Below are 12,829 nucleotides of genomic sequence, written 5' to 3'. Positions count from 1 at the left end.
ATCTTCGGCAGCAGTCCCGTGACTATTTGATGGAAAACAACGGTGACCAGGTCCCGGCCGCCCTGGTCGATGAAATCACCCGGGCAGGCGGCGTCATTCAGCACCGATGCATGGTGGGTCGGCCAGAGTGGTCCAGCCGGGCTATACCTGTCTGACGAGGCGAACGACTGGATCGACGAGGTCGCCAACGGCGAGACCCCAGAATCTCGCGCAGAGGACCGGGTTTCAACATACTGACATGCCGCCGGGAGCGCACGTTCTGAACGCCTACTCACCGATGAAGGAGCCACTGCGGGCGACGATGAAGGCCTCGGAAATTGGCACCAGTCCGCGCCACCCGCCGTCGTCGATGAATGCGACCAGGCGGAGGCGCCCAGCGGATTCATCGTCCCAAATGCTTCGATCGCCACCTGATACTCGGCACCACTGTCCGCGGTGACCAGTTCGCAGTCGGGCTGGTGCCGCCAGCGGCTCTTCAGACGCTCGTTCGGTTCATTGCGAAGTTCCGTGATTCGTCGGTCCAGGATGCGTCGCGCCTCGTGCTTGTCCCTTCCGCCATTCTCAATGCAGTCAGATCGGCAGCGCGCACGACGCACGGATTTGCCACGAAGGCGGGTAGCCTCCGGCGTCGTTGTTCCGAGCTTGACCGCCCTCAATCGCGCGAGCGCGCGACCGAGACCGCCGATGACAGGGACGCTCTGGGTGGGCGGCGCTGGGTCCGCGCGACGGCCGGCGAGGTCACTACTGCGAGCCCCCTAGTTTAGATTTGTCCTGATCCGACAGGCACAGATAGCTCGGAGGTGGTGGATGCCAAGACGTGTGCTTCGGACTGCGAACCGGAGCTACCCGCAGTCTGCCCGGTGAGTGGGATCGCGTAGCTGAAGGCAGTTGCGATATGGAGAAAGAACGTTCGCGGCGTCAGCACACGCGCAATGTCGGAGATGGACGCTGTGATTGTCGAGATCCGAGCCCGATCCTGCTGCGATTTCTGCCATTCAGACGGGTTGCTGACCTATCATGCGATCGTGAAGTCAAGGCGTCCGAGTGACCAAGCGCAGCCCCAAGCGTCTTCGACCGCAGCCTCGACACATGCTGGGTCTAGCGACGCCGAGGCCCCGGGTATATCAAGAGTCATCGGGATCAAGGAAGACCATGGCGCACGACTCCAATTCCGATGAATCACGCGAAGTGAGCGACTCAGACGGAGTTGCAACGGCTGACAAGAGGCCAATCGACCAACGCCGCGGAGGTATCAACTGGACCGCGGTGAGCGCGTTGGCCGCCGTTCTCAGCAGCGTCGTCGCCGTTTATGCCGTCTGGCCCAGCGGCGAAGAGGTGCTGGAATCTCCACCGGTACCTGGGAGCCACGTCCGAGCTGACGCCCTCTGCACACAAAGCACGGAGGAGTTCGTACCTGTCGGGTGGGGCCCTGACCGCCCGCTCTTCCCGGTGATCCAGCGGGCCGGTTTCCTGACTGTCAATTCGACGCCCGATGGTCCGATAGGTGACGAGCGCAATTTCGTCGGCATCAGAGTCGTGGGCGACCGAGAGGAATGGCTCGATCGAATCGAGGTGGTCGAGGGAAACAGCTACCGAGTCAGGATGGCCGTGAACGTCGATGGACCTTCCGAACAGGTGGCTAAAGAAGTCACCGCCAAGTTCAACCTGCCCGCTTGCACGGGCAGACAGATTGGAGTGGCTGGATTCATATCATCGAGCAACACGTTCCCCAGGGAGGTTTATGATGGCGCTACATTCTGGTCGCACGAGGAATTTAGCTTGGCCTATGTCCCGGATTCGGCCGTCTATGAAACCAACCAGTCGCCTGAAGGAGGATTTCACGTACCCGGAAATACTGAGTTATTCACCGCTTTGGGAACGAAGCTCGGAGTGGTCGAGCTTATGGGGGCAATACCCTCAGGGTACGACAATTCCGGATATCTCAGCTTCGAAGTTGAGCCTCAGTTCGGGACGGGCTAGTGCGACGGTGCTGCCGACCATCCGGGTTGGCGTTGGTTAGCACGAGTCGGCATGGAGAACGCCACCCGACTACGCCGATTGAGCTAACGGATGGACAAGAGCTCGCCAGGGCCATCCTTTGGAAGGTGGCCATCGACGGCGTCCTGAACAGCCGGTGGCTGACGCGCCCAGCCGCGAGGCTGGTGTCCAGTGGCAGTCCCCTGCAGTTCTAGGCATGTCCACCCCGCGGGTTGGCCCACTTATCTAGGGGTCTGATGCACCACTCGCTTCGGCATGGGCACCGACTTGACACACTCATCTGCCGCTGGTCGGGGTGGCCGCATGCGGGCCGGAGCGAGCGCTCAGCGTCCATCTACTCGAAGAAGTCTTCGTCTAGTTCCACTGAGTGGTAGGTGTTTGTGACTTGGACACCCACCTCGTAGCGGATCATCAGCGAAGCGAGTCTGTCCCCATCGATAAGGATGAGGCGCATCGGAGTTCGGTCGGCGTAGTCGATTGCCTCCCGCGTGAATCGGGACGTAGTGATGAAGACGCCAGCGTCGCCCTTTCCGCTGAGGGCACCCACGAACCCCTGAAGTGCGGGTCGGCCGATGGAGCTGTCGGCGGCATACCGCTTGGCTTGGACGTAGACGCGGTTGATTCCGAGCGCGTCGGAGTCAATGATCCCGTCGATCCCTTCGTCACCGGATGTTCGGGTCACCTGCGCGCGACCCTCAGCTCCGCCGTATCCCATCGCTACCAAGAGTCTCACCACCGCCCGCTCGAAGAACTCTGGGGCACCCTCGCGGAGCCGGTCCAAGAGGTCGGCCGAAACTGCGTTCTCTACCCGTCTGATTCCCTGCTCGATCTGCTCGATTGGGTCGAGTCCGCCGGGTTCATCTGCCACGGCCTGTGTCGCGGGTCCTGAGCGTACGGAAGCCGTGTAGGGCCGAATCCCCGACTCGTGGTCGTCCGCGAAGGCCCTGAAGTCCCGTTCGCTGAGTGGCCCGGAAGTCTGGACCAGAACTCGACGGCCAGCATCGGTGATCACATAGTGCCCCCGCTTCGGCCGGTTGAGGGCTCCGACGTTTGCAAGGAAGGACAGCGCCCAACCGATCCGGTTCGCGTACATGGGTTGGCCGCTCGAGAGCATCTCCGCGATCTGGTCCGGCCCCAGCTTTGCTTCTGCGGCAGCTAGGGCGTTCAACTCCTGCCGCCCGCGGACCTGTCCATCCTGAAGCGCAATCAGACAGAATCGGAGGAACCCCTCCCACGTTGGCATCCGGCTCATTCCGGCCTCTTTCTGAACTCCTGGACCTGGCTCCCGCTTCACGATACTGGTCTATGAGGCGGTCCTGCGCGGCAACTAGCTGACAACCCCGTCGTCGTCGCTAGAAGGCGCCGAGCGCGAGAAACTCCTCGTCGAAGAGAAGCGCGTTGACGTCGTGACCTACGGGGCCTGCGGTCCCACCCCCGACTTACCCCAGCGTTCCCTGGGCGTCCTTGTAGATCCGAAGCCCGAATATCCGCATCTGCCGCGATGTGTCTGAGAGGTTAAGTCAGCGACCTCGATCACGGGGTCCCCTATTCAACCGAAGCGCTGAAACACCGAGCTAGCGTCACCAAATGCTGAGTCTCGATGGGGTGACGGCTCGTTCCACACTGTAATGGCTGATGTCGCTGCGCGAGAGCGTTAATGCAGGGGGTCTCGATCCGCCGCGTCGCTCCAGCTCTGAAGCTGTAGCCGGCTCGGTCTGAAAATCGGGACCGGGACCAAGGAACAGCATGACGTTTCGTCCGGTGCCCGATGCAACGCGGGATGGCCAGGCAATTCCGTCAATGCGCGTGCTCGGAGCAAACCGTAGCCACTCTGCCACGACTTGGGTCGGCGCGTAGTCGACGAGCTGCCGACCATCCAGCAACACTGGCGCCGAGATCATGTCTGTGAACTGGTCCTTGAAGCGGGCGAATGTCCACCGGCGCCTGCTTTCTCGATCCTCCGCAAAAACGCTGGGCAACTTGGTGGTCAGCTCACGCGAAAAATCGAGGACTTGCATCACGCGCTTCGTCCTGAATCCGCCGACAACTGCTTCGCTATAACTCGAGTGCAGCGCGATTTCCGCGACGGCTGTGTCGAGGCTATCGGCCGCGTAGAACAGACTGATGCCTGCGGGAGCGAGGCGGCCAGCTTCGGAGAGATATGCGGGAGCGGGACCTAGCTCGCCACTCGGCTCATCCTCCACCTTCTCGTGGAGAGCGCTCGCACTCTCAGCCATGCGACCGCGGTAGAGCATTGAACCAACGGGAAGCTCGACGAGGAGATCGGACTCGACGTAGGTGACCAAGGCTTCGAGGAATCTTGCGATGCGAGCAGGAGGCTCATCGTCAACGCCTGGGCGGTCTGGTGATGCAGAAAGGACGAACCTGGACTCATGGCGCACCGTCCTCGAGAAGGAGGCCCAGTCGAGTGCCAACGCATTCAGCGAGCCCCCCACCCAATGATCGGGACCCGAAGCCCCTTTGACCAGACTGTTCACGATCGGCTCAGAATGCTGATCGTCGATAGAGTCTCCGACCGTGTCGTATATGACGTCGCTTGTTTCGTAGAGTGACTCCTCTGACCACGGTTCCCCGTCGAAGTACTGGACATCCGTCGCCAAGGTGTAGAGGAAGTTGGCTGCCTCCCACACTGCAGCGCCCAAATCGTCCATCGCCACCGCGAAGTGAGGCTCATCCTCCTCACCCTGCCGACCGCAGAAGCTGCATTCGAGTTCGGAAGCTAAAGGTTCCAGGCGCCCACGGAGCACGGCATCAGTGATGTGGTCGAGACAGACGGTCTCGCTCATCCCGTCAATGCCATACAAGTCCGACGGCTCAATACCCATACCGAAAGGCTACTGAACTCCGGCACACGCCACCGGAGATGAATTGGTGCCCCTCGCGGCGAATAGGTGGGCAGGATCTGCGACACCTGGCAGCGGCCCCAGCCCGCAACAGGGACCGCGGCGTGCAGGAACGCCATCGCCACCAGCCTGGCGATCCGAGGCATACAACATGCCCGACTTCTTGGTCCAGGCGCCACCGGGTCCGGCCAATCCAACGCAGGATACGGGTCCTCGAGCACCGCGGGCAGGCAGTCTTGATCAGGGCGATGGCTGCCGTGACTCCGGCCTCAGATGGTGTCGACGTGCGCAACGCCCGATCTAGAGTCAATGAAACTAGTAGCCGCGGAGATCGCCTTGGTTGGGCGCGTGGCCACTTCGCGGCCGAATCCGGCCGGCGCGGGAACTGGTGCAAGTGCGTGTTTCCGGTGCGTGTTTCCGGTGCGGTGCAGCGGGTTGGATCGGATCGACTGATCGAGCGGCGTCAAGGCTACGGGAGATGGGTCGCGCGTGGGGTTGCGTGTGCTGTCTTCGCGGGGGTCCTCGGCAGCCCCGAGTTGCGCGGCCACGGCAGTCAACTCGTTTCCGACTGCAGCGATGGTCGGTCTCGCCGGACGTCACGCCTGGGAAGGAGCATTCCGCCCGGTCTGGGTTTCAACGGCTCCATTGCGCGCCGCAGATTGCAACGATCGAAGGCTGCACATGAGCCTCGCATCGCCGGTCGCCGCCCGACCGCAAGGGTGTACGGGGTGTCCCACGTCCGTTTCGATACGCTCTTGTGTTCCTTACGTTGCAACGATACAGTCGAGTGCAAGGTTCAACGTTGAACAGCAAGGACTAAGGGAGTCCACTATGACGCAAGAGGTCGAGCCACCCTTCCAGGGGGCGTGATGGCCGAGCATGACCTTGAGAAATTCCTCACGTTTGACAATGTCAGCAAGGACTACGCAGGCGTCCCGGCGCTGGCGGGGGCCAGTTGGTCGGTGCGCCGCGGCGAGGTGCACGGACTCGTGGGAGAGAACGGAGCTGGCAAGTCCACGTTGATCAAGACCTTGGCCGGCGCCATCCGCCCCACGTCAGGAGACATCATCATCGACGGAGAGCGCCTCGACCACCTCACTCCGCGGTCAGCCATCGAGCGCGGCATCGCCGTGATCTATCAGGAGTTCACTCTCGTTTCCGAGCTGACGGTGGCAGAGAACATCTTCTTGGGGATGTATCCGTTGCGCGGAGGTCTTCTCGATCGCAAGGACATGATCACCAAGACCGTTGAGATTCTGTCTCGGCTGAAGGTCGCCATTGATCCTCAGAAACCGGTTCGTGAACTCACCACCGGCTACCAGCAAATTGTTGAGATCGCCAAGGCTCTCGCCAGGGATGCGCGTGTGCTGGTCATGGATGAGCCCTCCGCCCCGCTGACCATGCACGAGGTAGAGGCGATGGTGCAAGTGGTTCAGACTCTGGCGAGTGAGGGTGTCACGATCATCTACATCTCTCACCGACTTGAAGAGATCTTCAGGCTCACCGACCGCGTCACTGTGCTTCGTGACGGGCGGATCATCAAGACCCTTTTCACAGGCGAGACCGACCGCAACGAGCTCATCCAACTCATGGTGGGCAGGTCCTTGTCCGCCACCTATCCCGAGCGTGAGGCACATCGGGGACACGTGGGATTGGAGCTGCGTGGCCTGACCGGCAACGGGGTCGAAGACATCTCGTTCTCCGTGCACCACGGGGAGATCATCGGCTTGGGGGGTCTCGTGGGCGCTGGCAGGACTGAGGTGGCGAAACTGCTGTTCGGACTTGAGCCTATTGAAGGCGGCGACATTGAAGTTGAAGGCCGCCCGTTCCTCCCGACGAACGTGCGCCAGGCGATTCAGGCAGGCGTGGCGCTTGTGCCCGAGGACCGGAAACGCGAAGGCGCCTTCGTGCATCTTCCGATCCGCGAGAACATGATCCTCCCCTCCATCAGGCGCCTGAGCACGCTGGTTTTCCGAAATCGCAAACGTGAGGCCGCGCTGGTTGAACGCTTCATGGGTGTGCTGCACGTCAGGGCACGGGGTGCGGACCAGTTGGTGAACACGTTGTCGGGCGGCAACCAGCAGAAAGTCGTGCTCGCCAAGTGGTTGGCGATGGACCCCGCGGTCCTGATCTTCGACGAACCGACCCGCGGTATCGATGTCGGCGCGAAGCACGAAATTTACGAACTCATGAACGAGTTGGCTGCCCGAGGCAAGGCGATCGTCATGATCTCATCCGAAATGGAGGAATTGATGGGCATGTCCGACCGAATCGTGGTCCTCTCCAGGGGCCGAAACGCGGGAATTTTGGAGCGGGCCGAGTATAGCCAGGAACGAATCCTGTCGATGGCGAGTGGTGAGTGATGGCAAACAAGGTTCTCACCAGCGCCAAGGGGATCGGCATTCTTCTGGTGCTGGTCGCACTGATCGTGACTTTTAGCGTCCTGTCACCGCAATTTCTTAGTGTGGCGAATTTGTTCAACATCTCGCGCCAGATCGCCACCCTGGGTATCGTCGCCGTCGGTTTCACATTCGTGCTGATCACGGCCGGAATCGACCTTTCCGTGGGATATCAGCTCTCCCTGTACGTGGTGGTGTTGGGGACGCTGATGTCCACGTTCCAGATCCAGTGGGTGCTGGCGATCCTGTTGACCATGGGTCTCGGCGTTATCGTCGGCCTGATCAACGGGGCCGTGATCGCCTTCACGAAGGTGGCGCCGCTGATCATCACGCTATCGATGATGATGGTCCTCAATGGTGTCAGCTACCTGATCTCAGGTGGCCTCCCTATCCTGGGCTTCCCGCCAGAATTCTCGCTTATCAGCACCGGCACCCTGTTGGGTGTGCCGTTTCCCCTGATCCTGATGGTCATCGTCTGGCTCGTCGGGTTGGTCGTACTGAACAAGACCTACTTCGGCCGGAATTTCTATGCCATCGGTTCCAACATCGAAGCGGCACGCCTCTCAGGGGTAAACGTCAAGGGCAACCAGATGCTCGTCTATGCCTTGTGTGGATTGTTCACCTCCGTTGGGGCGGTACTCATGCTCTCCCGGTTGAACTCAGCTCAGTCAGCCACCGGGGCCGGATTCGAGTTCAGTGTTCTTACCGCATGTGTGCTCGGCGGTGTCAGCGTCATGGGCGGCAAGGGCAACCTCTTCGGCGCCTTTGTCGGAGTCCTCATCGTGGGGGTTCTTTCCAACGGTCTGTTGCTTCTCAACGTCAGCGCCTACGTGCAACTAGTCATCACCGGATTGATCCTCGCCGCCGCAGTCATTTACGACACCATGTCGAAGGCCTCGACAGACAGAGCCAAACGCAAGCAATCAATCAATCCGGCAAACGCCTGATTCACACACAAGAGGAGAAGAGTAATGCGCAAGAAGCTAGCTGTTATCGGTATCGCTGCGATGTTGGCCCTCAGTGCCTGTGGCACCGAGACCCCCTCCGAGACCGACACCAAAGTCGCGGATCCGACCGCCCAGGCTACTGATGAACAGGCGACCGTGGGTGTGACCTTCTCGGATCTCGGCAATCCCGTGTGGGCGGAACTTGTTCGTGAGGCCACGAGCTATGGCCAGGAACTGAACCTTGATCTGACCGCCGTGGATGCTCAGGGCGACGCGTCTACCCAGGTCACGCAGATCGAGAACTTCATCCAAAGCGGTGTGGATGCCATCATCATCACCGCCGTTGAGTCCAACTCCCTGACTGACGTCACCAAGAAGGCACAGGATGCAGGCATCAAGGTGGTGGGGTACACCCAAGTGCTTGAGAACTACGACGCTCAATACCTTGTCAACGCCTACGACACGGGTTACGCCAATGGCGAGGTTGCGGCACAGTGGCTGAATGAGAACTACCCCGACCAAGAGGTCGAGTGGGGCCTGATGGACCTGCCGGTGTTCCCCGAGATCATCGACAGGGCCAACGGGATCAAGGACGCGGTCGCCGAAATCGCCCCGCAGGCCAAGCTGGTTGCCACCGCTCCAGCCCTCACAACCGAGGACGGCGTGCGCAACGCGGAGAACTTCCTCCAAGCCAACCCCGACATGAAGATGATCGCCACTATCGGCGGCGGTGGGGCCTCCGGCGGAAACACGGGGATCAAGTCCTCCGGCATCTCTGACTTCGAGTCGTTCGGGCTCTTCGGTATCGATGCTACAGAGCAGGAGATCCAAGCGATCATTGCCGGCGATCCTCAGAAGGCCTCGATCAGCCTGGGAGGCGGCAAGGCCCACGGCCGCACGCTGGTGGACATCACCCGCAGCCTGCTGGACGGCGAGGACATCGAAAAGGACCAGTACATGCCCATCACCGTCATCGATGCCTCCAACGCACAGGAGTACTACGACGAGGTCTACGGCGGCTGAGCCGTCACCCACGGAAAGAAGGAAGCTCAATGAGAGCGCTACGTGCTCACGCACCGCGAGACTACCGTCTCGACGAGATAGAGAAACCAACAGTGGGACCCGACGATGTATTGGCCCGCGTGCTGGCCTGCGGCATCTGCGCTGGGGACACCAAGGCCTTCAACGGCGGCATCAGGATCTGGGGCACCGGGCCGCATGACCGCTATATCGAAGCCCCGGTCACGGGTGGTCACGAATTTGTCGGTGAGGTGGTTGAGGTGGGGGCAAATGTCTCCGGCTTCAAGCCCGGGGACCGGGTAATCGCGGAGAACATCGTTCCCTGCGGCCACTGCGCCTACTGCCGCGCCTCGCAGCACTGGCTGTGCACGGAGTCCGCGGTCTTCGGCTTCAAACAGCACTGCAACGGCGGATTCGCGGAGTACGTGAAGCTGCCCCCCACGTCGATCATCCACCACGTGCCTGAGGGCATGAGCGTGGAACAAGCGGCACTGGTGGAGCCAATCAGTTGCGGCTTCCACGCCATCGAACAAGCCGTAATCACCTCTAGTGATGTCGTGGTGGTCGCCGGGCTGGGTGGTATCGGACTCGCGATGCTGAGCATCGTCGCTGCCCGGCTCCCGCGACTGGTGATCGGTGTGGACGTCCGTCCAGACCGCACCGCGCTAGCTCGGGACTTTGGAGCCGACGTGGTGCTCAACCCCACCGAGTGTGACCTCGCCAGCGAGATCCGGAGTCTGACCGAAGGCCTCGGCTGCGACGTCTACCTCGAGGCCTCCGGGAGCGAGAAGAGCGTCCACCAAGGACTGGACTGCCTCCGCAACCGCGGCCGGTTCGTTCAGATGGGAGTCTTCCCCGACCTTGTGACAGCCGACTGGAACGTCATCGGTGATGGGAAGGAGCTTCGTATCTTCGGCTCACACCTGTCCGGTACTGCTTACCCGTCCGTGATCAAGGGAATCGCAAACGGCACTATCCGAACCGAAGGACTGGTCACGCACTCCTTCACACTGGAGAACTGGCAGAAGGCTTTCGAGACCGCAGAACGCGGCGAAGGAGCCCTCAAGGTACTGCTGACGCCATAGTGGCCGTCAGGCGGGTGGAGCCTTGATAAGCTCCACCCGCCCGGCACCTAATGGGGGAGACTAATGTGAAAACACGGGGCCCAGCGACGCTGCGTGACGTAGCTGCTCACGCGGGCGTGAGCCAGAGCACGGTCTCCAACGTCATCAACAACCCCGTGCGGGTCTCCGAGGCCACTGCGGCCCGCGTGACGGCAGCGATACGCGCACTCAACTACGTTCCCAACGACGCCGCGAGAGCCTTGAGGACCCACGACAGTAGGGCTGTCGGCATCCTCTTGAGCGAGACCACCGGACCCTTCTACACCGCGGTGATCCACGGCGCTGACCAAGTCCTGCTCCGGAATCACTTCGCGAGCCTGGTCGCAAGTTCCTATATGGACGAGAAATCAACCCTGCGCCTCCTTCACCTGTTCGCCGCCCAGCGGATACGAGGCCTGATCGTTAACCCTGTCAGCGCCAAGATCGGTCCTTTGCTGCAACTTGTGGAGCGCGGATTGCCTGTCGTGTTCATCGATGCCGACATTCACCGTGATGACATCTGCTCGGTGTCTGTGGACCACACCGTCGGCGCTCGCCTCGTGGTTGAGCATCTCAAGGCGCTAGGGCGACGCCGAATGGTCTTCGCCCGCGGACGCGAAGAGCTCCCCTCCATTCTTCTGCGCCTCACCGAGGCGCGGCGAGTGTGCAGCGAGCTCGGCCTGGAGTTCGAGGAGATGATTACCTCCGACTACTTCGTGACTGGCGGCCTAGAAGCTGGCGCGATCTTGGGCAGCCGTCCCGCTGCAAGGATGCCCGACGCGGTGTTCTGCGCTAACGACGTTTATGCCATGGGACTGCTGACCAGCTTGGCCCAACGCGGCATTCAGGTGCCGAGTCAAGTGGCGGTTGTGGGATACGACGACACAGACCTCGCCCAGGTTGGCCGCGTGCCCCTAACCACCATCCGGCAGCCAGCCGCTCGCATCGGTGACCAAGCTGCCGCACTGCTCCTGAGCGAGATGACGGAACCCGGAGAACACGCCCACGAAACCGTTCGGTACTACCCAGAACTCATCATCAGAGGCAGCACTGTCGGTTAACGGACGCACTGCGGCTTCTTTTACTCGCCACTTTGTACGGCACGACGGAACGATCCGACGACGAGAACACCGCTCCTCGTCGAGCTGTGGGTCAGCCGTTTGCAGTCTGGTCCAGGACCCCAGGGCGTAGTGACCCGGCACATCAATTTTCCGCAGATCGCAACTAGCCCACGGGGATGTCGACGGCGCTCGAATTCTGGTCAGTTCCGGCGCACTTGTTTCCAGTAGTCATCGCAACGAGGGGTGTTGTGAGGACGCTAGCAGAGCTTTGAAGAGATCCTCGGGAGTCCGGTCACCGAGGATCATCGCGGGCGGCGGTTGAGCTGTTGCTCCACGAACTCCAGATCCGCGCGAGTGTGGATCGACAAGTCTGTGGACTGGGGAAAGTACTGACGCAGAAGCCCGTTGGTGTTCTCGTTGCTGCCTCGCTGCCAGGGACTGGCCGCGTCGCAGAAGTAGACGCGGGTACCGGTATCGAGAGTGACATCGAGGTGCTTGGCCATCTCGGTTCCTTGGTCCCAGGTCAAGGTTCGTCTCAGTTCAGGGGGCAGTTCGCGTAAAACACGCACCAAAGCGGCATGCATCTCGATGGAGTTGAAGGCCCGCAGGTAGATGAGCTTCACGTAGCGGGTCTGTCGCTCGACTAAGGTGCCGATTGCGGAGCGGTTGTAGGGCCCAAGGATCAAGTCACCTTCCTTACGCTGTTGGTTAGGCCGGGGCGTAGCCGCGGCCGCGGACCGACAGCATCGGCTGAGCAAAGCGTCGCCCGGCGCGGGTCTGCCTGGAATGTCCTCGCCGATGATCGCGGCCCGTCCTCAGCGGTGAAGGCGCTGCTTTCCGCAGGATGCCTGTGGCTGGCCGGTAGATCGCCTGGTAGATGGTTTCGGTGGCCACCTGGCGGTGGGGCTCGTCGGGGAAGTCGCGGCGTGACGCGTGAGAGATCTACTGTGGGCTCCACCTGTGGTCCAGCTTGGTGGTCACGTAGCTACACAGCTCAGGGTCGTCCACCAGCTTCAGTGGCCGAGTCCGCTTGCGACGGGTGGCGGCCTGGGCGTGAGCGTGGGAGGTCGGTACTGTCCAGAAGAATGACGGTTGCGCCGCAGTTCACGGCTGATCGTCGAGGGGGATCTGTCGAGCATCCCAGCGATCTCGGTAGGCCCCTTCCCTTGGGATGCCCGATCAGCGATCTGGACTCGCTCGGCCTCGGACAGGAATCGAGGTGAGATCACCCGTACAGCAAGTGGTTCAAGAGGTGGCACAACCTTGACAGTGCCAACCTTGAGCCGCACCGAGGACGTGTCCGGCACCCGCAGGGTCAAGTCCAGCGGAGTGGTGTAGCGGTTCCTTCGTCTAGGCGGTTAGGGCGGGGGGTTCGGTCACCTCCTCTTCGGGGTTGTTGATGGTGGTCAGTCGGCAGCGTGCGAGGATGTCGAGGCC

8 protein-coding genes and 1 pseudogene are annotated in these 12,829 nt (G+C 61.4%); 6 read left to right on the top strand and 3 right to left on the bottom strand.

Features of this window, described 5'->3' with window-relative positions; translation table 11 throughout:
• Positions 1–1,152 precede the first annotated feature (1,152 nt).
• Positions 1,153–1,980 carry a hypothetical protein gene (locus H5393_RS13685; RefSeq protein ID WP_182767132.1) on the top strand — a complete coding sequence of 276 codons (828 nt, stop codon included), beginning with the start codon at positions 1,153–1,155 and terminating at the stop codon, positions 1,978–1,980.
• Positions 1,981–2,332: 352 nt separating this feature from the next.
• Here H5393_RS13685 and H5393_RS13680 read toward each other — a convergent pair whose 3' ends face one another.
• Both H5393_RS13680 and H5393_RS13675 read right to left on the bottom strand, forming a co-directional pair.
• The gene (locus tag H5393_RS13680) at positions 2,333–3,250 is read right to left on the bottom strand and encodes a restriction endonuclease (RefSeq protein WP_182767131.1); all 918 of its coding nucleotides are present in this window, start codon (positions 3,248–3,250) and stop codon (positions 2,333–2,335) included.
• Between the two features lie 328 nt (positions 3,251–3,578).
• A complete protein-coding gene (locus H5393_RS13675; RefSeq protein ID WP_182767130.1) occupies positions 3,579–4,844 on the bottom strand; it encodes an RES domain-containing protein in 1,266 nt (421 codons plus the stop codon).
• Positions 4,845–5,731: 887 nt separating this feature from the next.
• Here H5393_RS13675 and H5393_RS13670 point away from each other — a divergent pair.
• Genes H5393_RS13670 through H5393_RS13650 form a run of 5 tightly spaced genes read left to right on the top strand, consistent with a single transcriptional unit; the run spans position 5,732 to position 11,392 of the window.
• Positions 5,732–7,225, top strand: coding sequence for a sugar ABC transporter ATP-binding protein (locus H5393_RS13670; RefSeq protein ID WP_182767129.1), 1,494 nt, complete (start codon positions 5,732–5,734; stop codon positions 7,223–7,225).
• Positions 7,225–8,208, top strand: a complete 984-nt coding sequence (locus tag H5393_RS13665) for an ABC transporter permease (protein WP_182767128.1) — start codon at positions 7,225–7,227, stop codon at positions 8,206–8,208. Before H5393_RS13670 ends, H5393_RS13665 begins: the two co-directional genes overlap by 1 nt.
• A 24-nt stretch (positions 8,209–8,232) precedes the next feature.
• Positions 8,233–9,231 (top strand): sugar ABC transporter substrate-binding protein, encoded by a 999-nt coding sequence (locus tag H5393_RS13660; RefSeq protein ID WP_182767127.1) that lies wholly within the window; start codon positions 8,233–8,235, stop codon positions 9,229–9,231.
• Positions 9,232–9,260: 29 nt separating this feature from the next.
• On the top strand, positions 9,261–10,313 hold the full coding sequence (locus H5393_RS13655; protein WP_182767126.1) for an alcohol dehydrogenase catalytic domain-containing protein: 1,053 nt from the start codon (positions 9,261–9,263) through the stop codon (positions 10,311–10,313).
• A gap of 50 nt (positions 10,314–10,363) precedes the next feature.
• Positions 10,364–11,392 carry a LacI family DNA-binding transcriptional regulator gene (locus H5393_RS13650; RefSeq protein WP_255436542.1) on the top strand — a complete coding sequence of 343 codons (1,029 nt, stop codon included), beginning with the start codon at positions 10,364–10,366 and terminating at the stop codon, positions 11,390–11,392.
• A gap of 302 nt (positions 11,393–11,694) precedes the next feature.
• Here H5393_RS13650 and H5393_RS14955 read toward each other — a convergent pair.
• Positions 11,695–12,681: pseudogene (locus tag H5393_RS14955) on the bottom strand (IS30 family transposase).
• Between the last annotated feature and the right edge of the window lie 148 nt (positions 12,682–12,829).

Source organism: Tessaracoccus sp. MC1756, from assembly GCF_014164735.1.
Taxonomy (GTDB): Bacteria; Actinomycetota; Actinomycetes; order Propionibacteriales; family Propionibacteriaceae; genus Arachnia.
This window is presented reverse-complemented; position numbering and strand designations above follow the sequence as displayed.

Bases quoted from the DNA above. Each gene is read 5' to 3' on its own strand.
- H5393_RS13685 (WP_182767132.1), top strand. From the start codon at position 1,153: ATGGCGCACGACTCCAATTCCGATGAATCACGCGAAGTGAGCGACTCA.
- H5393_RS13680 (WP_182767131.1), bottom strand. From the start codon at position 3,250: ATGAGCCGGATGCCAACGTGGGAGGGGTTCCTCCGATTCTGTCTGATT.
- H5393_RS13675 (WP_182767130.1), bottom strand. From the start codon at position 4,844: ATGGGTATTGAGCCGTCGGACTTGTATGGCATTGACGGGATGAGCGAG.
- H5393_RS13670 (WP_182767129.1), top strand. From the start codon at position 5,732: ATGGCCGAGCATGACCTTGAGAAATTCCTCACGTTTGACAATGTCAGC.
- H5393_RS13665 (WP_182767128.1), top strand. From the start codon at position 7,225: ATGGCAAACAAGGTTCTCACCAGCGCCAAGGGGATCGGCATTCTTCTG.
- H5393_RS13660 (WP_182767127.1), top strand. From the start codon at position 8,233: ATGCGCAAGAAGCTAGCTGTTATCGGTATCGCTGCGATGTTGGCCCTC.
- H5393_RS13655 (WP_182767126.1), top strand. From the start codon at position 9,261: ATGAGAGCGCTACGTGCTCACGCACCGCGAGACTACCGTCTCGACGAG.
- H5393_RS13650 (WP_255436542.1), top strand. From the start codon at position 10,364: ATGGGGGAGACTAATGTGAAAACACGGGGCCCAGCGACGCTGCGTGAC.